This is a genomic window from Thalassospira sp. GB04J01 (genome assembly GCF_000751115.1).
In the GTDB taxonomy this organism is placed as follows: domain Bacteria; phylum Pseudomonadota; class Alphaproteobacteria; order Rhodospirillales; family Thalassospiraceae; genus Thalassospira; species Thalassospira lucentensis.
In genome coordinates this window covers 1-24993 of record NZ_CCDX020000005.1, presented here as the reverse complement: position 1 = coordinate 24993, position 24993 = coordinate 1, and the positions used below count along the sequence as shown (strand labels likewise).

Genomic DNA, 24993 nt, shown 5'->3' with positions numbered 1-24993 from the left:
TTCACGCCTGGCTCTCCGGGTGGTCTTTCTTTTTGCTATTAGCAGCTGACGATTTGGTATTTGACGACTTGCTTTCGGCGGCAGCCGGTTTTTCGTCCGAGCCACCAGTGTCCGCCGACTTTGCCTCAGATGCCTTCGCATCTGTTGCTTTACCGTCGGCTTTGGGTGCGCCAATCGTCTTTTCCATAAAATCGGTGGGGTTGGTACTGGCACTGCTCACCTGCTTGCGCAGATCATCAAGTTCCGCTTCGCGGATGATGTCATCAATGCCACTTTGGAATTCGCGCGCCATTCCGCGCACTTTTTTCCAGTACCCCGCCAACTTGTACAGAAGATGCGGAAGCTCCTTGGGGCCGACGACAAATAATGCCACGACGGCCACAAGAGCCAATTCGGTCCAGCCGATATCAAACATATGACACGCCTATCTGAAGGAAACCCGACAGACGATCAGGATTTCACTGAATCCTTGTCTTTGCTCTCGGTCGAAACCGATGCAGAGGTCGTGTTTTCGATGGTCTTGGCCGAAGCGCCAGCATCGTCATCTTGTTCTTTTTCGTTAATGCCCGCTTTGAAGCTCTTGATGCCCTTACCCATGTCGCCCATCACTTTCGGCAGTTTACCTGCGCCAAAGATGATCAGGACAATCGCCAGAATAAGAACAATTTGCCAAACGCCAATACCCATAACTTCTTTCTCCAAAGATCCGTTCTGCCTTCCGGCGTTATGCACGGATAATGGCAGAAAGCCCCCCACTGTGCAATGCGACGGATGGGTTAATACCCGTGATTGCAATCCAATTGTAATTTAGCATTCTGTCCCGGTTAGATTTCAAGGGACAGTTGGCCGTATCAGGACATAGGAAACACGAAGGTCATCTCAGGATCAAGCGTAATAGCGACCGAATTCTGATTTAATGTTGAAAAGCGCCGTGGCACGCGTGCATGAATGTGCCCGCCCTTTTCCAGCGTCAAATGCATCAGGTTGACTTCACCCAATGCCCGCACGGCATCAACATTGGCCATGATATCGTGACCATTCACGGAATCACCGACATGAAGTCCTTCGGGACGCACCAATACGTCAACCTCGGTTCCATCGGCAAATTCATCGGTGGTGATCTGACCGACCGGTGTTTCAATAATGCCATTGCGCACGGTTGAGGAAAATTGGTTCACTTCGCCAAAGAATGACGCAACAAAACGGTTTTCCGGCTGAAAATAAAGCGATTCCGGCGTCCCGTCCTGCATGACCTGCCCTTCGTTCATCACGATAATACGGTCGCCCATATACATCGCTTCCTGAGGATCATGGGTCACCATGATGGTTGCAATACCGGCATTTTTCAAAACATGAAGGGTCGTATCGCGCAAATCTGCGCGCCGTGCGACATCCAGTCCGGAAAACGGTTCATCAAGCAACATGATTTGCGGGGTTGGTGCCAATGCGCGGGCCAATGCAATCCGTTGCTGCTGACCACCTGAAAGTTCGTGCGGATAGGCATCAAGGTATTCTGACATGCCAACCTGTGTCAGCGCACGTTCAACCGCCTCACGGCGCTGGGCGTCGCTAAAATGCTTCAGGCCAAAGCCAATATTCTTGGCAACCGTTAAATGCGGAAACAGTGCATAGTCCTGAAAAACCATACCAACGCCGCGTTTTTCCGGTTCAACATAGTCACCCGGGTGGGCCACGATCTGATCATCAATGGCAATTTGCCCGAACTGAAGTTTTTCAAGCCCCGCCGCCAGCCGCAGCGCAGTTGTTTTTCCGCAACCAGACGGGCCAAGCAAACAGACAATTTCTCCTGGGGCGACATCGAAACTAATGTCGTTCAGAACCCGGTTGGAACCGAATTCGTGACTGACATTCGACATCCTCAAACCGTCGGGCATCAACAAACTCTTTATCTGGACGTGGTCAACGCACGAAAGGTGCAAATGATTAGCGAAATCTTTCACAGAACTTAAGCGCCCGCCGCCCTTCTTGCAAGGCGCAGAATAACTTCGGTTACCGGGCCCTAAACGATCAGGTGTCCGATACCTCTTTTTCATCAAGAAGATTGGGATTGTCGGAATAAATCGTCTCGTCGAGTTCTTCGAGATTGCGCGTCGTCAGGGCTTCTTCGACAACAGAATCGGTCACTTCACCGTCGTCAACAAGGTCAGGCAATGCTTCGTCATCAGAATTCGCCCCATACCGGCCCATTCCCGGACGGCTATCAAGCAGGCCCGCGGCCTTAAGGTCCGCAAGACCAGGCAAATCATCACGGTCTTCAAGACCAAAGTGGTCAAGAAATTCATCCGTTGTCGCCCAAAGAACCGGTCGCCCCGGCACACGTTTACGCCCACGAGGCCGGATCCATTTGGCCTCCAGCAGAATATCAAGCGTGCCCTTGGACAGCGCCACACCACGGATTTCTTCAACCTCGGAACGGGTGACCGGCTCGTGATAAGCAATGATCGCAAGCGTCTCGAGCGTGGCACGCGTCATTTTCTTGGCTTTTTCGACCTCGATATGCAGATCACCGGCAAGATCAACAGCGGTACGAAACGCCCATTTATCGCCAACCCGGTTCAGATTAACGCCGCGTGATGCGTATGTGTCCTGCAAAACCGTCAGTACGTCTGAAATATTGGTTCCTTCGGGCAAACGTGCGGCAATGACACGTTCGCTGATCGGGTCTGCGGATGCAAACAACACAGCCTCGACAATGCGGACATGCTGAAAATCGACTTGCGGGCCGGTTTCGACCCCATCGATTTTAAGCTGCGCGTCACCGGTTACATCATTTGGCATTCACTTACCCCTGCCCCTTATTCTTCGATCAAATTATCATAGGGTCGATCATTGCGGGGCAAATCGCCCTCGCGCGGTTTTTGGGGCGACCGCAACATGATCGGACCAAACGTTTCTTCCTGCGAGATTTCCAGTTCCCCATCCCGACACATCTCAAGGCTGGCGACGAAATGGGCCGCCAAGGCCGACCGGGCTTTTAAAGGGGACCCAAGGCCATGGGGCATAAACTCAAGTAATTTGGTCCAGGTTGGTACAACACGCCGCCCAAACAGATCGCGTAACCGCCGGATTGCATCATCCATCGCATAAAGGTCAAACGCCTCAATCTCAAGCGTCTTGGCTTCTGACGTCAACATGATCTGGGCATAGGATTTCAAAAGATCATAAAGCGACGCATCATAGACCGATGCCGTTGTCACGCGGATGTCCTCAGGTGCGCCCCGGGCAAAGAAATCACGCCCCAGATTGGGCTGTGCCAGCAACTTTTCACCGGCCGCCTTCATCGCCTCAAGACGTTTTAGCTGGAAGGCCAGTAGCTCAGCCATTTCTTCGGCGCTGAGCTCGTCCTCGTCGTTGTCTTGCTTGGGCAACAGCAATCTGGATTTCAGATAGGCCAGCCACGCTGCCATCACCAGATAATCCGCCGCCAGTTCAAGCCGAAGCCCCTGCGCGTTATTGATAAATTCAAGATATTGTTCGGCAAGATCAAGGATCGAAATCTTGATGATATCGACCTTTTGGTCGCGTGCCAGTTCAAGCAGAACATCAAGCGGGCCTTCAAACCCGTCCAGATCAAGTATCAGGCGTTCGGCAAGGCTCGGTTCATCATCGTCGACCGGTTTCTTGTCGAACACCTCATCTGGAATTTCCAACTCGAACTGGTCTGCCATCTATCCCCCTGCCCAAACCCGCGCATTACGCCGAGCGTCAGGCAAATATCGCTGCCAGAAAATGGACCAACGCATTGGCCGGTTCAATCACCAACCACTGAAAGATCGGAAGGTAGATGCCAAGCTTTGATGTCACATATGGCAACAAGAATACCAGACCGATTAAAATGATCATGCCGGTTTTTTCCATACGCGCCAAGACCCGTGCAATCGGAAGCGGTGAAATCGCCGTAAGGACCCGCCCGCCATCAAGTGGCGGGATCGGCAGCATGTTAAACACCGCAAGAATACAGTTCAGCCAGATCGACTGGTTGAGCATCGTACCAAGCCAGTCATTGACCGCCGGGGAAAAGCTTGGCAACCACACCAAAAGCAGGATCGATACAATCGCCAACAAAACATTGGTCAACGGCCCGGCAACAGCAACGCCAATAACCCCAAGGCGTTGGGGATGCAGACGATGAAACGCCACGGGCACCGGCTTGGCATAGCCAAACAAAAACGGTGCCGCGGTGATCAACAACAACGCCGGGATCAAAACCGTACCAACCGGATCGATATGGCGAATAGGGTTCAGGCTTAACCGGCCAAGCCGCTGGGCGGTATCATCGCCAAACAATTTCGCGGCAAACCCGTGGGCTGCTTCATGCAATGTCACAGCAAACAGCACCGGCACAACCCACGTTGATGCCGAGATAATAAATTCAATCGCGTTACTCACGTGCCGGTATCCTCAGCCTGCCAAACAGGCGCAAGAAGATCGGCAAGACGCATCCGCCAATCTGTCAGTTGGCTTGATGATGGTTTATCGATTTTGAAACTGGAAATCTGATTGGTAAAGTTTTGTGATCGCAGAAGTGCCGCTCCGCTCAACAACGGCGTCATGGAAACAACTTCTTCCATCTCGGTGCGTTTGCCATTGCAATGAAGCGCAATGTCACAGCCCGCACTCAGGCATTCATGGGTGCGGCTTGCAATCGAACCACCCAGTGCCTCCATCGACAGATCATCACTGATCAAAAGGTTCTCAAAGCCGATATCACCCCGAATGACATCATTGATGATCGTCGCGGACACCGTGCCCGGCCGTTGATCATCAATCGCGGTAAACAGCAAATGGGCCGACATCGCCGCCATAACGTCTTTCATCTGACGAAACGGTGCGAAGTCAAACTCGGACAACTCAGCCCGCGTGGCACCAACAATCGGCAGGTCCTTGTGACTGTCGACCGCAGCACGGCCATGTCCGGGGATATGTTTAATGATCGGCGCAATCCCGCCGTCGAGCAACCCGGCGGCAACCGCACTGGCCAGAACCACAACGCGGGCCACATCCGCCCCATAAGAACGATCACCGACAACATCGCTCATGCCCGGAAAACGTAGATCAAGAACCGGCGCGCAGGTGGTGTTAAACCCGGCTTCGCGCAAATCCATCGCCATCAAACGGGCATTGATATAGGCCGCTTCACGGGCGTCTTCGGGGGATTTATCAACCAACTCGCCAAACACACCGGCCGCCGGGATTTTACGCCAATGGGGTGGCTTAAGCCGCATCACACGGCCACCTTCCTGATCGACAAGGATCGGGACGTTGTTTTTGCCAACAACATCGCGCAGCTGATCGGTCAGGGTGCGTATCTGATTGTGGTCTTCGACATTGCGCGCAAACAGGATAAAGCCATAAGGATCGGCTTCGCGAAAGAAGCCCTTTTCCCAATTACTCAGTTCCGTTCCGCCAATCCCGAGGATACAGGCGCGCGGCTTTTTAACTTCAAGGCCGGACAATCAGGCACCCCACTTTGCGTTGTTTCAAATCACCACACAGCTTTTCTGCCGCCGAGGCATCGGCAACCGGGCCTGCCTGCAGGCGATAGTAAACCCCCTTGCCTTCAATCTCGGTACGCTGCACGAACATCTGAAGGTTACCCAACAAGTCTTTGTTTTTCGACGATAATCTTTTCCATTCCGCCGATGCTTTGTCTTCCTCACGAAGTGACGCCAGTTGAATGCGAAAATCGCCGGTTGCCGTGGTTTTCGCTTGCGGCTTTTCCGGGGACGTTGCTTGCGGTGTTTCTTTGGCCCGCGCATCAACCGCGGCAATCGCCTTTTCGGCATCACTCAGCGTATCAGGCGCCTTAATTTCCGGCGCGGCCATGCCCGAAGACGTATCCGCCGCATCCGCTACATCAGCAGCTGGGTTTTCGGCTGCAGGGTCGACTTTCACGTCATCCGCATCGGCACCGCCATCATTCGATGCCACCGTATCGGAAGATTTCGGTGCTGTTGGCATCACATCCGGCGTGCGCGGCATATCTGGCAGTTCCTGAAGCACGACATCCGAGTCCGGATCAACATCGCTTAGCTGGTCATAGACCGTCGTATTTCGGTGTGGCACTTCCATACCGCCCGGATCTTCGGGCCGTAGCTTGATCGGCGCTGGATCAGGCAGAAGGATGGGTAATTTCCCATCATCCTGAATGGGTTGCCCCTGATTGTAAAACCAGTAACCTGCCCCGGCAAGGCCGCCGATCACAACAGCCGCCCCGAAGAACACGGTCATAATTCCCTTCAACTTGCTTTTGCCAGCACCCGGCTCGGCTGCATAGTGTGCTTCGCGCTCGGCATGAAGGTTGTTACCGTGTTCTTCGTTCATATTTTACATCTCCTCGACAGGCGTGACACCAATCACATCAAGACCCGATGCAATGACAGTGGCCACAGCACGGATCATCGCAAGACGCGCCAATGTCGTCGCCAAATCATCGGCGATGATAAAGCGAAGTTCGGTATTGTCGCGTCCCTTGTTCCACAATGCATGGAATTCAGCTGCAATTTCTGTCAGGAAAAAGGCAATGCGATGGGGCTCATGCGCGGTTGCGGCCTGCTCGACAATACGCGGCCATTCTGCCATCCGGCGCACAAGAAGCTTTTCCTCGTCTGAAGACAACAACGACAGGTCTGCCGTCTCAAGCGTTGCCACCGAAAAATCCTGCCCCGGGAAGGCTTCTTTGGCCTGACGGAACACAGAACTTACCCGCGCATGCGCGTACTGAACATAAAATACCGGGTTGTCTTTGGACTGTTCGGTCACTTTGGCAAAATCAAATTCAAGCGACGCATCGTTTTTGCGAGTCAGCATGATGAAACGGACAACGTCCTTACCAACACGTTCGACAACATCGCGCAGCGTGACAAACGTCCCGGCCCGCTTGGACATCTTAACCGGCTCGCCCTTATCAAACAGGCTGACAAGCTGACAAAGCTTTACGTCCAGATCGCCTTCGCCACCGGTAATCGCCTTAGTTGCCGCCTTCATGCGTTTGACGTAGCCACCGTGATCGGCGCCAAACACGTCGATCATCAGGTTAAATCCGCGCTCATACTTATCAAAGTGATACGCGATGTCGGATGCAAAATAGGTCCAGCTGCCGTCGGACTTCTTCAACGGCCGGTCAACATCGTCACCAAAATCGGTTGCCCGGAACAGGGTTTGCGGGCGCGGCTCCCAATCTTCGGGCGTTTTGCCCTTTGGCGGCTCAAGGACGCCGACATAGATATCGCCCTTTTTCTCAAGGTGCTCAAAGGCCGATTGAACCTTGCCCGCCTTGACCAGCCCGTCTTCGGACGTAAAGACATCATGTGCGACGCCCAGAAGACGCAAATCTTCCTTGATCAGCAACATCATCTCGACAATGGCAAAGGTCCGGAACTGCTCAAGCCACTCGGCTTCGGCGGCGTTGCCCCATTTATCACCTTCGCGCTCGGCCAGCTTTTTGCCCGGCGCCACCAGATAATCGCCCGGATAGAGGCCTTGTGGAATTTCGCCAATGTCTTCACCAAGTGCTTCGCGGTACCGCATATGAAGCGACCGTGCGAGAACATCAACCTGCGCGCCGGCATCGTTGGTGTAATATTCCTTGGTAACGGCATAGCCCGCCTTAGCCAGAAGATTGGCCAAAACGTCCCCGACCACAGCCCCCCGGCAATGACCAACATGCATCGGCCCCGTCGGGTTGGCTGAAACATACTCGACGTTGATTTTTTCGCCCTTGCCCAGATCGCTGCTGCCATATCCGGTGCCAACTTTTAGCACTTCGGACACCTGTGACAGCCAGAACTGATCGGCCATGCGCAGATTGATAAAGCCCGGACCGGCGATTTCGACCGTGTCGATGTGATCAAGCAATCGAAGTTTTTCAGCCAGTTTTTCGGCAAGGTCGCGTGGCTTCATGCCCGCAGCCTTTGACAGAAGCATGGCGGCATTGGTCGCGGCATCCCCATGAGACGCATCGCGCGGCGGCTCTACCGTCACGCGCGCGGTGTCACTTCCCCTCGGAAGAACACCATCATTCTCAAGGGCGAGAAGCTGTTTCTCGATGTCGCTTTTCAACAGGCTGAAAACATTCATAACTTTGGTCTTTGCATATTTTTGTTTGTGGTCAATCGGACCATGTGACTGCGGCTGTTTTGGGACATTTCCGACCAAAAGGCAAGCAACGGGTCTTTTGAATGCCTACAGGTTTTGACATTTCAGCCATGCACGCTAAATAGTGACTTAAATACTATGATCTGACCGTGCTATGATGTCGCCAAGGATCGTAACGACCCCCGCCATAAATCTGGCGGGTTGAAGATCAAGGAGTGTTGAATGACCGAAGCTTCACAGCAAGTCCAGATGACCGAAAGTGCTGCAAATCGTATTCAGGAACTGATCGTAAGCGAAGGTGCATCAAACACGATGCTCCGCTTGCAGGTTTCCGGCGGCGGTTGCAGCGGTTTTCAGTACGAATTTTCACTGGATGCTGACACCACTGACGAAGATTGCGTTTTCGAAAATCACGGTGCGAAAATGGTGATTGACGAAGTCTCGCTCGATCTTCTGGGCGGTGCAGAAATTGATTACGTCCGCGAGTTGGTTGGGTCCGCATTTCGTGTGAACAATCCAAACGCCACGTCATCATGTGGTTGCGGATCGAGTTTCTCGATTTGATCCGTACCGACAAAACGATTTATAAAACGGGGTTCGTTATTGCGAACCCCGTTTTGTTTGACCAAACTCATCTGATCCCATTGGAATCGAGGCCTGAATGAAAATCGCTACCTGGAACGTCAATTCAATCAAGGCCCGCCTGCCCAATGTTATTGAATGGCTGCAAGAAGCCAAACCCGATGTTGTCCTGTTACAGGAAACCAAGACGGTTGATGACGGTTTTCCGGCAATGGAAATCGAGGATCTTGGCTACAACATCGCGATTCACGGCCAAAAAACCTATAACGGGGTCGCCATCCTGTCGAAATATCCGATCGAGGATGTTGAGCGCGGCCTGCCTGGCAATGACGACGACGAACAAGCCCGCTACATCGAAGCGACGATCAGTTCCCCCCATCCGGTGCGGGTCGCGTCCATCTATGTCCCGATGGGAACGGCTGTTGGCGATGAAAAGTTCCACTACAAACTGAACTTCCTTGATCGCCTGATCACGCGGTTTGAAAAAATTCGCGCAGAAGGCGAAGCTGCGGTCATGGGGGGCGATTACAATATCGCGCCGGACGATTCGGATGTTTATGATCCGGCAAAACTGCATGAAGCGGTCTTATGTTCGACAACCGAGCGCAAACGTCTGCGCACCATGATGAACATGGGCTACACCGACGCGTTCAGAACCTTCAACCCAAAAGGCCATCAATACAGCTGGTGGGATTACCGCGCGGGTGCGTGGAACAAGGACAATGGTTTGCGCATTGATCACCTGCTTCTGACCCCGGCTGCCGCAGATCGCCTGAGTGCGTCGGACATTGACCGTGACCCACGTGGCAAGGAAAAGGCATCCGATCACACCCCGGTCTGGTGCATGATCGACGATTAACGTCTTTGGCTGGCACCATACCGCGCCAAAACCACTGTTAAACATCATAAAGGGCAGCACCGAAACCGGGCTGCCCTTTGTGTTTTGTCTTTATCTTCGCCAATCGCCAGACTGGCGTGCAGGTTCTATTCCGCTGCCTTTTGCATGGCGGTGCGATAGGCAACGATATCTTCGATGCTGATCACAACCATATCATGCTGTTTGGCGTAGGAAATCAGCTCCGGCAGGCGCGCCATCGTTCCGTCAGGGTTTGTGACCTCACACAACACGCCAGACGGCTTAAGCCCGGCCAAACGCATCAGGTCAACCGTACCTTCGGTGTGGCCACGACGTTCCAAAACACCACCTGCCCGCGCACGCAGCGGAAACACATGGCCCGGACGCGCAAGATCGGATGACTTTGCACCATCGGCAATTGCTGTTTTGACCGTGGTCACACGATCCGCCGCCGACACCCCGGTCGTCACACCGACCTTGGCCTCAATCGTGACGGTAAAGCCCGTCCCCATACTTGATGTGTTATCCGCAACCATCGGCGGCAAATCAAGTGCCGTGGCCTTTTCGTCTGTCAGACACAGGCACACAATGCCGCTGCAATCGCGGATCAGCATCGCCATCTGTTCGTTTGTCAGATTTTCTGCGGAAAAAATAAGATCGCCTTCGTTTTCGCGATCTTCGTCATCGACAACCAGAACACCTTTGCCTTGACGGATGTCAGCAAGTGCGCGTTCTAAACGCTCTTGCGGATCGCCAAAGGTCGAAAGACCTGATTCCTGATGAACACTCTGATTCATAACCGTCCTCCTCGGATGGCGGCTTACGAATCAGGGCACAAAAGAAAGGCCCGGCATATTGGCACACTGCACCAGATACCGGTCGTAGACAAAAAGCAATTAACACCCAACCGGGTGATCTTGCCTGTCACGCTTTATCCTCTCCCATCCGGACTATTACCGTCGGCTCCGGATTTACACCGGATCTGCTGACCCTGCTGACCCAGATGGATCAACAGGCGCTCGCGGGCTTTTCAGTTTCCTGAATTTACCGCCGGTAGGGACTTGCACCCTGCCCTGAGAATAAGCGCCGTGTTTCAACGACAAACCTGATCAAAATTGATCAGGTACGCGCGCACTTTAGAAAAGCTCTGCGCGCTTGTCAAACCTGTTAAAACACGACCAAACGCATGCTAAACGCACGGTTTAGATTTCTGAGAGAACCTTCCCCAGCCGGAAATGGAAATCGCATCCGTTTTTACGGGCCTCACGCGGTGCCCATTGGCAAACCGCGCAGCGTTTGTCTGATGATCGTTTTGGGGTTTTGCATTCCTGCTTAAGATACGGGCCAAGCACCGCATCGATGTAGGTTCCCTGAAACGCTTCAACGCCAAGACTGCGCCCCATACGAAGGGCCGTGCGGCTATCACACCGCGTCAGGATAAGACTCTGATCAACAAACAGATTGGCAAACTCCCGAAGCCGTTCGGTAACTTCTGTGCGGCGTGACCCGATAATGTTCTGATCCCAGATCACCTTGACGAAATCGACATTCATTTTTCTGGGCGACAAAAATTCAAGTGCCGGAAGTGTAATGCGATCTAGGCCAACACGAATCCCAACCGATTGAAGAAACGCACAGGCATCTTCAAATTCCCACCAATTGGCAATCGCATTTTCCATCGAAAACTCAATCGCCAAATTCTCAATCAGCTTGCCATTCCCCGACCCGATAAAATCACTGAATGTTTCACTCAAAACAGTTTGCACCTGCATATTCAAATGCAGCCGGTCGGGGAAAATCGATGACGCGATGGACTGCGTCACATCCATGACCTTTTCATCGAGAACTCGCGACAGGATTTCAAGCTCTCCGGGACCTTCAAGCAGAAAACTTGCAAGGTGATGCTGACGCAAATAATCAAGCGAACAATAAAGTTCATGGCCGAGAATTTCGCGACTGTTGTCGTGGACGCCAACGATGGCTTGGCGACGGCAGGAATCGAAAACCGCATCTACCGTCACGGCACCACGCAACATTTCTGCCATATCAAATCGTTGGGATGGCTCGTTTGAAAAATGCCCTACGGCAGGCAATCCCAGTAGTTCCAAGACCTGTTTCTCGTCAATTGGCCACTGGAACCGGTTCCAAAGCGTGTCGGGTATATGGCCAAGACCTTGCCGTTCAATGACATCGGAAAGAGTTTCACGAACATGGTCGACAAAGTTATCGTCACCTTCCGCCCATTTCCCGCCACGCACAAAGGCAACCATCCCGTTTTCAAGACGATGGACCTGCGTGTTTTCTGGCAGATGGTGAAATGCATCACGGGTAATCGCCCGATAATCTTCTGTGTCCAAGCGCAAATCCATCGGGATATTAAGAATCCCGAGATGCGGCTTTTTTCCATTTGCGGCATGCTTGCGCAGGCTATCGACAAAACGGCTTAGGGGGACGGCGGGTTTGGCAGCTTGGGCGGTCATCGGCAATCCTGATCTTAAGGCAAGGACGCGATACTGACAGCCGTTTATTAACTTACTCTAAACTCTTATACCATTGCATAGATTACCCTCCACCATTCGTGTCAGCATGGTAAAGATATCTTGGGGCTGTTTGGCATTCCCGATCGGTGCCCTATCCAGGGCCATGACCGGCCTCATTCCCTGCAACGCATTGGCCGTAAACAGCATATCCATCTCGGACAGCTCAAGTGGTGTTCTCGGGTCAAAACGGGTTTCAATACCGTTTGCCTTGGCACAATTGATCACAAAACTACGTGCCAGCCCGCACAGAATGCCAGTAGTACCGTCCGGGGTCCAAAGCGCCCCATCCTTGATCCCAAACAGGTTTGCAATCGTGGTTTCGGCCACAGAACCGTCCACCGACATGATCAATGCGTCATCTGCCCCGGCCTGTTGGGCCTCCTGTTTGGCAACGATGTTATCAAGATAATTCAGGCTCTTGATTGTTCCGGCAACCGACCACGGATTACGGCGGATTTTTTGCGCCGTTATCAACGTCAATCCGTCAGATGACGGGGCTGGCGTAAAGGGTGCTGTTGTTACCATGATGGTTGGCGTTGGGTTTTCCGGCGGCAACAGGCCGCGTTGACCACTTCCGCGCGACAAAGACAGGCGAACAACCGCACTTTGCAATCCATTGCCCTGACACAGCGTGGCAATAATTTCGGCAATATCATCACCAGATGGCAACATCTGTGACGACAGCCCGATCACAGCGGCATGTGCCGCCAGCCGCTCCATGTGCGCATGAAGCCAGGCAACCGTGCCACGATGGGCACGCATGGTTTCAAAAAAGCCATCCCCCAAGAGAAACCCGCGATCCGTTGCAGGAATAACCGCATCTTGCGCGTTTAAATATGTGCCGTTCAACCAGACTTGCATATGGCACTCCGCTTTGTGGCTCTGTGATCTGCCGCAAGTTTAAGGAAATTGGCCAGCAAGTCATGCCCCTGTTCGGTCAGGACCGCCTCTGGATGGAACTGAACACCATAAATTGGCAACGCCCTATGGGCAAACGCCATCACCTCACCGTCCGGCCCTGTCGCCGTTTGCGCCAGACTGCCATCAACAGGCAAATCGACAATCAGGGAATGATAGCGCGTTACGCGCAACGGCTGCTTTAAGCCGTTAAAAATGCCATCACCATCATGGTCAACATCCGATGTCATGCCATGTATTGGTCTTTTGGCGCGCGTGACCTTTCCACCAAAGGCCTGTGCAATCGACTGGTGCCCCAAACACACGCCCAGCATGGCAAACTCCCCGGCCAGATCCCGGATCAGCGCAAGGCTGTTACCAGCCTCATCTGGCCCACAAGGACCGGGCGAAAACACCAGCGCATCCGGACAGCGTTCGCGTACCATATCGGTGGTGATTTCATCGTTGCGGACGACCTCAACCTCCTGATCCAGCTCGCGCAGGTACCGGGCGAGATTGAAAACAAACGAGTCATAATTGTCGATCAAAAGGATCATCGGACGATCCCCAGCGCTTCGAACATTTTGGCGGCTTTGACCATGGTTTCGGCATATTCATGGTCCGGTTGGCTGTCCGCAACAATGCCGCCACCAACGTTAAATGCCATTCTGCCCTTGTTCATGCAAATGGTTCGAATGGCGATGTTGGTATCCATGCTGCCATCAAACCCGATATAGCCAATCGCCCCGCAGTATGCACCGCGTGTGGTTTGTTCAAGCTCTGTGATGATTTCCATCGCACGTATTTTCGGCGCACCAGTGATGGAGCCACCGGGAAAACAGGCAGCCAAAAGATCGATTGCTGTTGCATCATCAAGTTCGCCAGTCACTGTCGATACCAGATGATGCACATTGGCATAGCTTTCAAGCGCGCAAATCGTCGGCGTCTTGACCGAATGCGGCTTACAGACCTTGGAAATATCATTCCTTAAAAGATCAACAATCATAACGTTCTCTGCGCGATCTTTGGCAGATAACATTAATTCCTGTGCCAGTTCAGCATCTAAAATGGGGGTATCCCCGCGCGCGCGGGTTCCCTTGATCGGGCGTGTTTCAACAACGCCGCCCGTCACCTTTAAAAACCGTTCTGGCGAGTTCGACAGAACCGCAACATCACCAAAATTCAGGAAGGCCCCAAACGGTGCGGAACTAACAGTCGATAGCCTGCGATACAGTCCGAACCGTTCCGGAATGGAACCTTGGGCATATTCCGCCCGAAAACTTTGCGACAGATTTGCCTGAAAAATGTCCCCGGCAAAGATGTACTCAATCACTTTACCCACAGCATGCAGATATGCATCCTGATCAAAGTTGGACGCCCATGTAGTGATATCTGGTTGATGCGGCACATCTGGCACATCAAAAAGCGGGCGGGCCAACCGCAAATACTTGCGCAACATGGTCATGCGTTCAGCTGCACGTTGGTCTCGGGCTTGGTTTTCTTGTGCAGGCATCCCCGTTGAAATCAACCACATGCGGCGCTGGTGCAGATCAAATGAAATCACAAGATCATAAATACCAACGGCCATATCGGGCATTTCCAACCAATCGTCATCGGCAACGGGAAGCGTTTCGGTCTGATGGGCCAGTTCATAGCCAAAGTACCCAACCACGCCGCCCTGAAACGGTGGCAGGTCTTCCTGCTTTTCGTGGCGATACCGTGCAAGGAGATCGCCCAAAACATCAAACGGGTTGCCCGGCACAGCAAAACCATCAAGGGTCACCTGCCCGTTCTTGGCTGTCAGTTTATGAAACGGTGATACCGCGATATAGGCATAGCGGTCCCTGTCCCCGGAATCGAGAAAATGGCTATCGGCAAAGGGCGCAAAAGCCCCATAGGCATCAACCGGTTCAATAAAGGGACATTCTTCAATCAGCATGGCACGCGGCAGTCTTGCGGGAGTGATGGAACAACGATCCGCACCCAAAGCCAAAAATCAGCCAAGCCGCGGGACCGTTTGCATAACGTTGGCGACAATCTATGCGATTCGTCACCGCACAGGGGAAGATTTTTATCACAGCGCGCAAGGTGCCTATTCAAGCCAAGAAAAAAGGGCCAACCCCACGCGGCTGACCCTTTTTTCATCGCGTTATTTATGCCGCATTACATTGCTGCAATACGATCATATGCCTCGTTCAGCTTGGCAAGCGTGTCTTTTGCTTCTTCAAGCTTGGCTTTCTCTGTTGCCACAATATGATCCGGCGCGCGGCTGACGAAGTTTTCATTCGACAGTTTGCCTTCCTGACCCTTGATGTATCTGGCCTTGCCCTGGATTTCTTTTTCCAGACGGGACTTTTCAGCCGCCACATCAATGAAATCAGCAACCGAAACAAACACGGTCACACCGTCAACTACGGTCTGGATGGCCCCCTTGGCGATAGCTTCGATATCGCCCTGCCCCTTGAAGCCGATTTCGGCAACACGCGCCAGACGCTTAACCTGTGCTTCTTGCGCGCTCACCGCGGCCTTCATCGCATCGGTGGCATCAACCAGATAGATTGGCACCTCCGCCCCCGGGGGGACATTCATTTCAGAACGCACACCACGGATGTCACCGATCAGACGGATCGACAGATCAACTTCGGCCTCTGCCGCACGATCAATCAGGGTCTCGTCAAACTTCGGATAGCTTGCCGACATCAGCATGCTGCTGCGGTTATCAGAAATCTTGTCCCACAGTTCTTCGGTGATATAGGGCATGACCGGATGCAAAATCAGAAGGATCTGATCAAGAACCCATGCGGTGACCGCACGGATTTCGGCCTTGGCCTCTTCGTCATCGCCCATCAGAACCGGCTTGGCCAGTTCCAGATACCAGTCACAGAAAGAACCCCAGACGAACTGATAGGCACTGCTTGCCGCCTCGTTAAAGCGGTAGGCTTCAATACCCGCACCAACCGATTTGGATGCTTCAACCGTTTTACCAACGATCCAGCGACCAAGGGTCGATTTCACGTTCGCCGGATCAAAACCATCCACCGGTTTGCATTCATTCATCTCGGCAAAGCGTGCGGCATTCCAAAGCTTGGTCGCAAAGTTGCGGTATCCCTCAACCCGCGATGCCGCAAGCTTGATGTCACGCCCCTGTGCGGCCAAAGCCGTCAGGGTAAAGCGCAGCGCATCACAGCCATATTCGTCAATGAGTTCCAACGGGTCGATAACATTGCCCTTGGATTTGGACATCTTCTGGCCGTTTTCGTCGCGCACCAGCGCGTGGATATAAATATCCTTGAACGGGATTTTCCCATCCATGAAATGCATGCCCATCATGATCATCCGGGCAACCCAGAAAAAGATGATGTCAAACCCAGTCACCAGAACGTCACCCGGATAATATTTATCAAGCTCCGGGGTTTTGTCTGGCCAGCCAAGGGTCGAATATGGCCACAAGGCGGATGAGAACCACGTATCAAGAACGTCGGTTTCTTGTGTCAGTTCAACGTCTTTTCCGTAATGGGCCTTGGCTGCGGCAATCGCTTCTTCTTCGGTTTCTTCAACAAAGAATTCGCCGTCCGGGCCAAACCATGCCGGGATACGATGCCCCCACCACAATTGGCGTGAAATGCACCATGGCTGGATGTTGCGCATCCATTCGAAATAGGTGTTTTCCCAGTTTTTCGGTACAAACCGAATGCGCCCGTCTTCAACCGCCTCAGTCGCCGGCTTGGCCAGAACTTCGGCATTCACAAACCACTGGTCGGTCAGATATGGCTCAATGACAACGTTCGAACGGTCGCCATAGGGCACCATGTGAACGGTGTCTTCGATTTTCTCAAGCAGGCCCAGCTCATCCATCTTCGCGACAAGAAGCTTGCGCGCCTCGAAACGGTCAAGACCGCGATATTCCTCGGGTGCTTCGTCGTTGATGCGCGCATGGTCATCAAGGATGTTGATCTTTTCCAGACCACAGCGTTTACCAACTTCAAAGTCATTGAAATCGTGCGCCGGGGTGATTTTCACCGCACCGGATCCTTTTTCAGGGTCGGCATATTCGTCGGCAACGATTTTAATCCGGCGGCCAACGATTGGCAGAATGCAATACTGACCAATCAGGTCCTGATAACGTTCATCATCGGGATGAACCGCAACACCGGTATCGCCGAGCATGGTTTCCGGACGCGTGGTGGCAACAGTGATAAACTCACCGTCACGGCCTTCGATCGGGTATTTGAAGTGCCAGTAATGGCCTTTGACCTCTTTCTGTACGACTTCAAGATCGGAAATCGCCGTCAGAAGCTTCGGGTCCCAGTTCACCAGACGCTTGTCACGGTAAATCAGGTCCTGTTTGTGCAAAGTCACGAACACTTTGCGCACAGCCGCCGAAAGGCCCTCGTCCATGGTGAAACGTTCACGCTGCCAATCAGGCGACGCGCCAAGGCGGCGCAGCTGATTGGTGATGGTGCCACCCGACTGTTCTTTCCATTCCCAGACTTTTTCGATGAACTTTTCGCGACCAAGGTCATGGCGCGTCACGTTCTGTTCGCCAAGCTGGCGTTCAACAACCATCTGGGTTGCGATGCCCGCATGGTCGGTGCCGGGCTGCCACAGGGTGTCCTTACCGTTCATACGGTTATAACGCACAAGAATGTCCTGAAGCGTAAAGGTCAGCGCATGCCCCATATGGAGGCTGCCGGTCACGTTGGGCGGCGGCATCATGATGACATAGGGATCGGCTTTTGACGCCGAATCGCTGGCAAATGCCCCCGATTTTTCCCATTTATCGTAAAGTCTGCCTTCAACGTCGGCCGGGCTGTAGGTCTTCTCCAACATGGTCTTTTGTCCGCTGCGGGTTTTCATCAATCTTACAAAGAAAAAGCGGCGCACCTTGGGCGCGCCGCTTAAATTCGAATATCGGCTCGCCTACAAGTCTTCGGCGCGGTTCACAATCCGCTCGATTTCTTTTTTCACAAGGCGTTCGATCATATAGGGCAGGTTTTCGTCAAGCCATTCCTTAAGAAGCGGGCGCAGCATATCGCGCACCAAATCTTCAAGAGTGATGTGACCTGCGTTAAGTCCAAGAGCAACTGCGCGTTTCTTTGCAACAGCTTGCGCCAGTTCCGAAATGGTCCCGGTGGCCGTTGATTCCGTCAAATTGGAAATAAGCGGCTCGTCATCGTCTTCGTCATCATAGACAGCCGGGATCGATGGTTCTGGCTCTGGTTCTTCAAACTCGTCTTCGAAGGGATCAGGCTCCGGCTCGTCATCAAGCGGAGTCTCATCGAAATCAAGCATATCATCAAGTTCAAGCTCTTCTTCGGGCTCGTCAAGCTCAAGTTCTTCGGGTTCTTCGTCAAACTCAAGCTCTTCGGGCTCTTCATCAAGAACGAGCTCGTCAATTTCTTCTTCCGGCTCAGGTTCTGGCGCGGGTTCGGGCTCCGGTTCTGGTTCCGGCTCTGGCGTTGGTTCGGGTTCAGGAGCGGCTTCCTGTTTTTCTTCATCCCCCTCATCGGCAAGAATTTTGCGGATGGACTGGAGGATGTCCTCCATTGAAGGTTCTTGTTGCCCGTCACTCATAATTAAACTTCCGCACTAGTGTCATTACCCAGACCGATCCGTCCCCTGGTGCGGACGGGATACAGAAGAATCCCGTCCTGGCGCCCTAACAGGTCAGTCTGTTCCCCACCACTGGTCCTTGACTTTATTATAGTTGGACTCAGTGTCATAAACATCCACAGGCAGGCCAAGCACCTGCGCATTCAATGCGCCCATGGCAGCCTTAACCTGGAATTCGGCAACGGCTGCATCACGGCGCGATCCAACAAGATCAACACGTGCCTGCAAAAGTTCCTGTTCCTGATCAAGGACATCAAGAACCGTACGCGACCCGACAGAGGCTTCGCGCTGAACACCATCAAGAGCAACTTCAGCCGAAGAAACCTGCGCCTGCTGAGACTCGATCCGTGCACGCGCAGTTACAAGCGTTTCCCACGCACTGGTAGCATTTTCAATCACAGCCCGGCGGGCTTCGTCCACCTGCACACGCGCCTGACCAGCGGTCTGCTTGGCGGCACGTACAGAAGAATAAACAGCACCCTGCTGATACAGCGGAACCGAAACCGATGCGATGATGTCCGCACTGTCGACCGTCATATCCTCGTTAGATGCTTCATATGCACGTTCAACACCGGCCGAAAGACTGACTTCCGGATACAGCGAACCTTCGCTCAGACTGATATCTGATTTTGCCGCTTCTTCGGTATAAATGGCCTGCAACACATCAGGATGCTGATCCTGTGCGATTGCCAAAACATCGGCAACACTGGTCGGCAAGCCCGCAAGCGAGTTTGGAATTTCAAGATTGGACGGTGGATTACCCACCAGGCGCTCATACTGCGCGCGCGTATTTGCCAATGCACCCTGTGCCGAAATCAGATCGGCTTTGGACCCGGCAAGACGTGCCTCGGCCTGCGATACGTCCGTACGTGTCACTTCACCAACTTCAAAACGATCACGGGTCGCCTCAAGCTGACGATCAAGAACGCGCGTATTGTTCTGGTTCAGTTCAACAACAGCAGTATCTCGCAGCACATTGAAATATGCTGTTGAGACCTGCAACATCACATCCTGCTCGGTCGAGCGAAGCGAAGCACGTTGCGCTTGAATACGCGATTCTGCACGGTCTGTTTCAGCAGTCGTCCGCCCACCACGATACAGTGGCTGCGTCACATTCAGACCAACGGTATAAGGTGTGAGACTGTTATCCGTCTCCGTCCCGTTGACTTCCGTTTCGTTTTCACGAAGACCGGCATCACCATTCAGCGACACGCTGGGACGCCAGTTCGACAGCGCCTGCGAAATTTCTTCATCGGTCGAGCGCAATGCAGCACGACCGGATTCAAGTGTCGGGTTGCTCTGGTATGCCTTAATAAGAGCGTCCTCGAGGCTTTCTGCAGAAGCGCCATGCGCAACCAGTCCCCCGGTTGCTAAAATACTGCAGGTCAGCAAGAACCGTTTTATCATTTATCTACCCTTGTAAAATCCAACACCAAGTCCCGACCCCGGCGCAGTTTCACGTATGGTAACGACGGAACGAAAAATTTCCAACAAAAGAGGCGCTTGTACCCAAAAAAAGTATTGTGCCTCTTTTTCCGTCGTCACGACCATCAATCGTAGCGTGTCATATCCGGCTCTACTTCAAGCGCCCAGATATCTATACCGCCACTAACATTAAAAACATCTTTAAATCCGCATTCTTCAAGGAGCATCCCCGCATGGCGACTGCGAACGCCATGATGACAAATCACCGCCAGTGGCTTTTCTGGCGACAACTCCCCGACCCTGACCTGCAACTCCGATAACGGAATATGCCGGGCACGATCAATCATGCAAATTTCAACTTCCCAGTCTTCACGTACGTCCAACACGTCCAAAGGCTGTTCACCCGAAAGGCTGGCAGCAAGTTCACGACAACTTATGTCTCGGACCATTTAGGACAACCTGTTGTACATACTCAAAAAGAGATGCCCGACCAAAGCCGGGCATTCCGAACATCAAATTAGAACACAAAACTCTCGGTCGGCTCAAATCCCGGAAGATACGGGATGTTTGCATCAAACAGATCGCGATGACCAATAACACCGTTCTCGCGCTCATAAAGACGCGCAATCCCGACTTTTCCTTCGGCGCGCACAACTGCCAGAAGACGACCGCCTTCTGAAACCTGCTCAAGAACGCCTGCCGGAACTTCCGTTACCGCACCGTCAAACACGATCACGTTATAAGGTGCCTGCTTGGGATACCCTGCAGCCAAATCGCCTTCGACAACAATGACATTGTCATAGTTGGCACTCTGGAAGGTCGCCTCGGCCGAAGCGGTCATATCCTTGTCGCTTTCAACGGCAACAACCGTTTCTGCGACACGCGACAAAAGTGCCGCGCCATACCCGTAACCCGCACCAATAATAAGGGCGACGTCCGTCTCGGCAATTTCGGCACACTGCATCAGGCGCGCGATAACCATCGGCTCCATTGCATAGCGACCGCCGCCAACGGCAATATCTTCGTCGACATAGGCAACGCCGCGTTTTGCTTCGGGCAGGAACAGTTCGCGTGGAACTTCCTCCATCGCAGCAATGACCAAGGGATCGGTGACCTTGTTGGTCCGAACCTGATTTTCCACCATATTATGGCGCGCGATTTGGTAATCCATGTTTATCTGACCTGAAAATTCTCGCGAGAAAAACACCGCAACCGTCTTTATCGTCCCCAAAGCCGCTTGCGATCATTGCCCTGTTTATAGTCAGCACATAAGCACCTGACAACATCCGATCAATGGCAAAGCAGAGATTGGGCAATAAAAACCACAATATAAGCACGTCACGGCGCGCCTGACGCGCATTCAACCCCATCAAATTTCGAAAATTCAGCCGATGCTGAAATTTCGTACTTTTGGCAGCCTACATCCAACTTCAATCACTTCGATCTTGCTGCAAAATATAGGAATGTCAGACTTGTAAAGCGTTTTACGTGCAACAACATGACAAAGTGCAACTGATCTTATTCTTGATGAATTAACCATTAGTATAATATTCCTATACCAACAGCCGTGCCAATAAGGTTTGGTGACAGCAGCTAAACGACGACACAATCACGTTTCATGGGATGTGCCGTTGGGACGCTTGATGATTTTTGTAGGGGGCATCCACACCATGCGTGACAATGGTCAGGTGACGAACCGCGAAGTCCTGATGAAAGACAAGGATATCCTTGTTTCGGGAACAGATACTGGCGGTCGTATCCAATTCACGAATAAAACTTTTGTTGATATTAGCGGCTTTGCCGAAGATGAACTTGTTGGCGCCCCACATAACATTATCCGCCATCGTGACATGCCCAAAGAGGCATTCGCCAATCTGTGGGAAACCATCAAATCAGGACTTCCCTGGCAGGGTCTTGTCAAAAACCGGTCGAAAAACGGTGACCATTACTGGGTCCGCGCCAACGTTACCCCGGTGATCGAAAATGGTGCTGTCTCGGGCTACCTTTCCATCCGAACCAAACCATCCGAAGCCGACAAAAAGCGTGCTGAACAAGTCTATGCTGACTTGCGCAACGGCAAAGCCCAGAACATCGGCCTTGAACAAGGTGAAATTGTTCAAACCGGCCCAGCCGCGCGGTTTAAGACATTCTTTGCGGGCATCAAAGGAAGTCTGACCTTGGCGTTCGGCACCATGGTTTTACTCATTGCAGTGATTGGCGGATATGGCATCTGGGGTGAGTATAAAACTGAACAGTCACTGGAAAGCTTATACAGTGATCGTATTCGTCCGCTGAACATGCTCAAACAGATATCGGATGACTATGCTGTTTTTGTCGTCGATGCCTCTCATAAGGTTCGAAACGGAAACTTCACGTGGCAAGAAGGCATTGAAAGTCTTGATCTGGCTGAAGACCGTATCAAGGAAAACTTAGATAAATACCTTGCCCACGATCTTGGCCCTGCCGAAGCCCCGATCGTTAACGACATCAAACAGATGCTCCCCGTCGCAGATGAATTGATTGCCCGTCTGCGCGATATTTTTGAAGATAAGGACACAGCAGCTCTTGATGCGCTGGTGAAGGACGAACTCTATCAAAAAATTGATCCGCTAACGGAACTGATCGGTAACCTGTCAATTCTGCAAAACGATATTGCCTCAACCAACGTTGACGATGCTGGAGAACAGTTCGTCTTTACTGTGGTTCTGCAACTCGTATTGGTTTGTTTGGCAATTGCGCTGGCTTGCATCTATGGCGCTTGGTTAATCAGGAAGCTTCGCAAACCGCTCGAAGCGATGGAAGTACATTTCGATGCCATTGCGCGGACCGATACCTCTCATCTGATTGATCTTCCGACTGTGACCGATTTTAAACCTGTCACACAGCAGCTGCGCACGCTGCACGCCAAACTTTGCTATGCAAAACTTGAACGTGAAGAAAATGAAAGCAAAGCAGCCACCCAGCGGGTTGGCGCCTTGCGTGGCCTTGCTGAAACAGTTGAGAAAGAACTGCAAAAAGTCGTACAGGCCATTATCGACCAAACCCAGCGCCTGAATGAATCCGCAGGTCAGATGGCCGGATCGTCAGAAAAAGTATCGGCAAACTCTGAAAGTGTTGCCGCAGCAGCCCACGAAGCACTGGCAAACGCGGAAACTGTATCAGGCGCGTCCGAAGAACTCGCCGCATCCATCCGCGAAATTACCCGCCAGATCGAAGAGGCAACATCCCTTACCGCTGAGGCCAACGCGGCAGGTGAAAGTGCAGAGAAAACAGTAAGCTCACTCAAAGACAGTGTTGACCGCATTGGTGAGGTTGCCGAGCTTATCGGTGATATCGCGGCACAAACTAACCTGCTTGCGCTGAACGCAACGATCGAAGCGGCCCGCGCCGGTGACGCAGGCAAGGGATTTGCCGTGGTGGCCCAGGAGGTCAAAAACCTTGCCAATCAAACAGCTAAGTCAACCGATGAAATCACCCGTCAGCTGGGTGAAATTCAGAATGTCACCGGATCTGTTGTCTCAACAGTTCAGCAAATGACGGCAAGCATCCGCCGGGTTGATGAGGTTGCCTCAAGCGTCGCGATTAATGTGCGTCAGCAAGATGATGCAACCCAGGAAATTGCGCGCAACGTGGTCCAGACAGCCGAAGCCTCCAACGAGGTAACAGAAAAGATTGGTCATGTTGCAAGTGAAGCCCAGGAGAACCTCAAACGTGCGGCACAAATGAGCAAGATTGCCGAGGAAGTCGATGACAGCATTGCCGAACTTCGCGCAACGCTTGTTCGCATCGTACGTACGGCAACACCGGAAGTTAACCGTCGCCAAGATCCGCGGTTTGATGTTCAGCTTGCTGTGACAGTGACCATTGGTGGTAAATCCATTAAGGGTCAGACGATTGACCTTTCCAAGGGCGGGACAAAAGTCAGTCTGGCTGAAACTATCCCGCAAGGCGCGAAAGGTCAGATCAAAATCGACGGGCCTAACGTCACCCTTCCGTTCGAGGCTGAAAACGTTCTTGATACGATTGCCAACCTTGATTTCGCGCCAAACAAAGACCGCGAAGACAAACTTGCCCCATGGCTAAAGCAGCGTTTTGGCAGCAGCACGGAAAAATAAAAAAGTAATCGCCAACAACGATGGCAATGTCATTCAAGGCGCCCGGGATTGCTTTCCGGGCGCTTTTTTCTGTTTTGGGCATGAAATCAACACGCTGGTCGAAAAATCTGGAATTGGGTGCTTGACGGGTCGTATTCGATGGGGCTATACACCGGCCAGCCAACGCTAAGGCGCGATGGCGGAGTGGTTACGCAGAGGACTGCAAATCCTTGCACGCCGGTTCGATTCCGGCTCGCGCCTCCACTGATCCGGCATAGCTCAGTTGGTAGAGCAAATGACTGTTAATCATTGGGTCGCAGGTTCGAGTCCTGCTGCCGGAGCCAAAAAACCCTGGAACTTTGTTCCGGGGTTTTTTGCATTCTGGATCAAACCATCGCTTTGCTGTTACAAAAGACGCCCTACCCGACTTTGTTCGTGCGCATGTGTGTTGCATATCCCGTGAATTATACATTCAGGTTTGATCAAATTTAACTGCAATGGGCCGATGCCCGGCCTTTGGCACCGCATTCATAGGGTACTCGCTTAGCCGTACTTCCTTCAGACAAAAACAGCCTTACGTGCCATCGGCAATGTGTTGTCGCGCCATCGCCTCCTTAATTGGTTTCAACCATATTTCGACATATAAACGCCAACGGATTAACCCCGGCGCGCCATAGGGGTAAAAATTCGCAAAAAGACAAAGAATTGGCCCTTTTTTCGTAAAAAAGGTCTTGCGGGGTTTGGGTCGTTTGATTATACACCTGCCACGCGCTTCAAACGGGGTGCGCACCTGATCCGGCATAGCTCAGTTGGTAGAGCAAATGACTGTTAATCATTGGGTCGCAGGTTCGAGTCCTGCTGCCGGAGC

At 52.5% G+C, this 24993-nt stretch carries 22 protein-coding genes, 3 tRNA genes and 1 riboswitch; of the genes, 6 read left to right on the top strand and 19 right to left on the bottom strand.

What is annotated here, in order from left to right; all coding sequences use genetic code 11:
- Position 1: 1 nt before the first annotated feature.
- The 9 genes from tatB to argS all read right to left on the bottom strand — a co-directional run bounded on the left by tatB (position 2) and on the right by argS (position 8100).
- Complete coding sequence (tatB, locus tag AMM48_RS01615) at positions 2-415, bottom strand: Sec-independent protein translocase protein TatB (RefSeq protein WP_102782675.1); 414 nt, start codon at positions 413-415, stop codon at positions 2-4.
- A 35-nt stretch (positions 416-450) separates the two neighbouring features.
- Complete coding sequence (gene tatA, locus AMM48_RS01610; protein ID WP_022730766.1) at positions 451-687, bottom strand: twin-arginine translocase TatA/TatE family subunit; 237 nt, start codon at positions 685-687, stop codon at positions 451-453.
- Positions 688-851: 164 nt separating this feature from the next.
- Positions 852-1895 carry an ABC transporter ATP-binding protein gene (locus tag AMM48_RS01605; protein ID WP_102782674.1) on the bottom strand — a complete coding sequence of 348 codons (1044 nt, stop codon included), beginning with the start codon at positions 1893-1895 and terminating at the stop codon, positions 852-854.
- Positions 1896-2028: 133 nt separating this feature from the next.
- Positions 2029-2799: an SMC-Scp complex subunit ScpB gene (gene scpB / locus AMM48_RS01600; protein WP_028791288.1), complete on the bottom strand. Its 771-nt coding sequence runs from the start codon at positions 2797-2799 to the stop codon at positions 2029-2031.
- Positions 2800-2816: 17 nt separating this feature from the next.
- Positions 2817-3689, bottom strand: coding sequence for a ScpA family protein (locus AMM48_RS01595; protein WP_102782673.1), 873 nt, complete (start codon positions 3687-3689; stop codon positions 2817-2819).
- Positions 3690-3726: 37 nt separating this feature from the next.
- Positions 3727-4410 (bottom strand): site-2 protease family protein, encoded by a 684-nt coding sequence (locus tag AMM48_RS01590; protein WP_102782672.1) that lies wholly within the window; start codon positions 4408-4410, stop codon positions 3727-3729.
- Positions 4407-5477 (bottom strand): beta-N-acetylhexosaminidase, encoded by a 1071-nt coding sequence (gene nagZ, locus AMM48_RS01585; protein ID WP_102782671.1) that lies wholly within the window; start codon positions 5475-5477, stop codon positions 4407-4409. The genes AMM48_RS01590 and nagZ overlap by 4 nt, the downstream gene beginning before the upstream one ends.
- Positions 5464-6345, bottom strand: a complete 882-nt coding sequence (locus AMM48_RS01580; RefSeq protein WP_102782670.1) for an SPOR domain-containing protein — start codon at positions 6343-6345, stop codon at positions 5464-5466. Before AMM48_RS01580 ends, nagZ begins: the two co-directional genes overlap by 14 nt.
- Before the next feature lie 3 nt (positions 6346-6348).
- A complete protein-coding gene (gene argS, locus AMM48_RS01575) occupies positions 6349-8100 on the bottom strand; it encodes an arginine--tRNA ligase (protein WP_102782958.1) in 1752 nt (583 codons plus the stop codon).
- 240 nt (positions 8101-8340) lie between these two features.
- On the opposite strand from argS, the gene erpA reads away from it, so the two are divergent.
- The gene (gene erpA, locus AMM48_RS01570; RefSeq protein ID WP_022730760.1) at positions 8341-8682 is read left to right on the top strand and encodes an iron-sulfur cluster insertion protein ErpA; all 342 of its coding nucleotides are present in this window, start codon (positions 8341-8343) and stop codon (positions 8680-8682) included.
- A gap of 97 nt (positions 8683-8779) precedes the next feature.
- A complete protein-coding gene (gene xth / locus AMM48_RS01565; protein WP_022730759.1) occupies positions 8780-9559 on the top strand; it encodes an exodeoxyribonuclease III in 780 nt (259 codons plus the stop codon).
- A gap of 125 nt (positions 9560-9684) precedes the next feature.
- On the opposite strand, the gene ribB is transcribed toward xth, so the two are convergent.
- From ribB to AMM48_RS01515, 10 genes are all read right to left on the bottom strand, one after another.
- Entirely contained in the window at positions 9685-10353 is a 669-nt protein-coding gene (gene ribB / locus AMM48_RS01560) for a 3,4-dihydroxy-2-butanone-4-phosphate synthase (RefSeq protein ID WP_022730758.1), read from the bottom strand.
- Between the two features lie 132 nt (positions 10354-10485).
- Positions 10486-10641, bottom strand: a riboswitch (FMN riboswitch).
- A 117-nt stretch (positions 10642-10758) separates the two neighbouring features.
- The gene (locus tag AMM48_RS01555) at positions 10759-12036 is read right to left on the bottom strand and encodes an EAL domain-containing protein (protein WP_102782669.1); all 1278 of its coding nucleotides are present in this window, start codon (positions 12034-12036) and stop codon (positions 10759-10761) included.
- Positions 12037-12093: 57 nt separating this feature from the next.
- Complete coding sequence (locus tag AMM48_RS01550) at positions 12094-12957, bottom strand: aminotransferase class IV (RefSeq protein WP_102782668.1); 864 nt, start codon at positions 12955-12957, stop codon at positions 12094-12096.
- Complete coding sequence (locus AMM48_RS01545) at positions 12942-13550, bottom strand: aminodeoxychorismate/anthranilate synthase component II (RefSeq protein WP_102782667.1); 609 nt, start codon at positions 13548-13550, stop codon at positions 12942-12944. Before AMM48_RS01545 ends, AMM48_RS01550 begins: the two co-directional genes overlap by 16 nt.
- A complete protein-coding gene (pabB, locus tag AMM48_RS01540) occupies positions 13547-14932 on the bottom strand; it encodes an aminodeoxychorismate synthase component I (RefSeq protein ID WP_102782666.1) in 1386 nt (461 codons plus the stop codon). The genes AMM48_RS01545 and pabB overlap by 4 nt, the downstream gene beginning before the upstream one ends.
- Before the next feature lie 224 nt (positions 14933-15156).
- A complete protein-coding gene (locus AMM48_RS01535; RefSeq protein WP_102782957.1) occupies positions 15157-17823 on the bottom strand; it encodes a valine--tRNA ligase in 2667 nt (888 codons plus the stop codon).
- Between the two features lie 90 nt (positions 17824-17913).
- A complete protein-coding gene (locus tag AMM48_RS01530) occupies positions 17914-18540 on the bottom strand; it encodes a DUF2497 domain-containing protein (protein WP_101300925.1) in 627 nt (208 codons plus the stop codon).
- 120 nt (positions 18541-18660) lie between these two features.
- Positions 18661-20013 carry a TolC family outer membrane protein gene (locus AMM48_RS01525; RefSeq protein WP_102782665.1) on the bottom strand — a complete coding sequence of 451 codons (1353 nt, stop codon included), beginning with the start codon at positions 20011-20013 and terminating at the stop codon, positions 18661-18663.
- Between the two features lie 143 nt (positions 20014-20156).
- Positions 20157-20480: a rhodanese-like domain-containing protein gene (locus tag AMM48_RS01520; protein ID WP_102782664.1), complete on the bottom strand. Its 324-nt coding sequence runs from the start codon at positions 20478-20480 to the stop codon at positions 20157-20159.
- Between the two features lie 68 nt (positions 20481-20548).
- Positions 20549-21202, bottom strand: coding sequence for a protein-L-isoaspartate O-methyltransferase (locus AMM48_RS01515; RefSeq protein ID WP_102782663.1), 654 nt, complete (start codon positions 21200-21202; stop codon positions 20549-20551).
- Between the two features lie 472 nt (positions 21203-21674).
- Here AMM48_RS01515 and AMM48_RS01510 point away from each other — a divergent pair, with 472 nt between their 5' ends.
- From AMM48_RS01510 to AMM48_RS01490, 4 genes are all read left to right on the top strand, one after another.
- Positions 21675-24146 (top strand): methyl-accepting chemotaxis protein, encoded by a 2472-nt coding sequence (locus AMM48_RS01510; protein WP_102782662.1) that lies wholly within the window; start codon positions 21675-21677, stop codon positions 24144-24146.
- Positions 24147-24315: 169 nt separating this feature from the next.
- Positions 24316-24389 (top strand) — tRNA-Cys (locus AMM48_RS01505).
- A 4-nt stretch (positions 24390-24393) separates the two neighbouring features.
- Positions 24394-24469 (top strand) — tRNA-Asn (locus tag AMM48_RS01500).
- A gap of 450 nt (positions 24470-24919) precedes the next feature.
- Positions 24920-24992 (top strand) — tRNA-Asn (locus tag AMM48_RS01490).
- Position 24993: the final 1 nt, after the last annotated feature.

Bases quoted from the DNA above. Each gene is read 5' to 3' on its own strand.
- tatB (WP_102782675.1), bottom strand. From the start codon at position 415: ATGTTTGATATCGGCTGGACCGAATTGGCTCTTGTGGCCGTCGTGGCA.
- tatA (WP_022730766.1), bottom strand. From the start codon at position 687: ATGGGTATTGGCGTTTGGCAAATTGTTCTTATTCTGGCGATTGTCCTG.
- AMM48_RS01605 (WP_102782674.1), bottom strand. From the start codon at position 1,895: ATGCCCGACGGTTTGAGGATGTCGAATGTCAGTCACGAATTCGGTTCC.
- scpB (WP_028791288.1), bottom strand. From the start codon at position 2,799: ATGCCAAATGATGTAACCGGTGACGCGCAGCTTAAAATCGATGGGGTC.
- AMM48_RS01595 (WP_102782673.1), bottom strand. From the start codon at position 3,689: ATGGCAGACCAGTTCGAGTTGGAAATTCCAGATGAGGTGTTCGACAAG.
- AMM48_RS01580 (WP_102782670.1), bottom strand. From the start codon at position 6,345: ATGAACGAAGAACACGGTAACAACCTTCATGCCGAGCGCGAAGCACAC.
- argS (WP_102782958.1), bottom strand. From the start codon at position 8,100: ATGAATGTTTTCAGCCTGTTGAAAAGCGACATCGAGAAACAGCTTCTC.
- erpA (WP_022730760.1), top strand. From the start codon at position 8,341: ATGACCGAAGCTTCACAGCAAGTCCAGATGACCGAAAGTGCTGCAAAT.
- xth (WP_022730759.1), top strand. From the start codon at position 8,780: ATGAAAATCGCTACCTGGAACGTCAATTCAATCAAGGCCCGCCTGCCC.
- ribB (WP_022730758.1), bottom strand. From the start codon at position 10,353: ATGAATCAGAGTGTTCATCAGGAATCAGGTCTTTCGACCTTTGGCGAT.
- AMM48_RS01555 (WP_102782669.1), bottom strand. From the start codon at position 12,036: ATGACCGCCCAAGCTGCCAAACCCGCCGTCCCCCTAAGCCGTTTTGTC.
- AMM48_RS01550 (WP_102782668.1), bottom strand. From the start codon at position 12,957: ATGCAAGTCTGGTTGAACGGCACATATTTAAACGCGCAAGATGCGGTT.
- AMM48_RS01545 (WP_102782667.1), bottom strand. From the start codon at position 13,550: ATGATCCTTTTGATCGACAATTATGACTCGTTTGTTTTCAATCTCGCC.
- pabB (WP_102782666.1), bottom strand. From the start codon at position 14,932: ATGCTGATTGAAGAATGTCCCTTTATTGAACCGGTTGATGCCTATGGG.
- AMM48_RS01535 (WP_102782957.1), bottom strand. From the start codon at position 17,823: ATGTTGGAGAAGACCTACAGCCCGGCCGACGTTGAAGGCAGACTTTAC.
- AMM48_RS01530 (WP_101300925.1), bottom strand. From the start codon at position 18,540: ATGGAGGACATCCTCCAGTCCATCCGCAAAATTCTTGCCGATGAGGGG.
- AMM48_RS01525 (WP_102782665.1), bottom strand. From the start codon at position 20,013: ATGATAAAACGGTTCTTGCTGACCTGCAGTATTTTAGCAACCGGGGGA.
- AMM48_RS01520 (WP_102782664.1), bottom strand. From the start codon at position 20,480: ATGGTCCGAGACATAAGTTGTCGTGAACTTGCTGCCAGCCTTTCGGGT.
- AMM48_RS01515 (WP_102782663.1), bottom strand. From the start codon at position 21,202: ATGGATTACCAAATCGCGCGCCATAATATGGTGGAAAATCAGGTTCGG.
- AMM48_RS01510 (WP_102782662.1), top strand. From the start codon at position 21,675: ATGATTTTTGTAGGGGGCATCCACACCATGCGTGACAATGGTCAGGTG.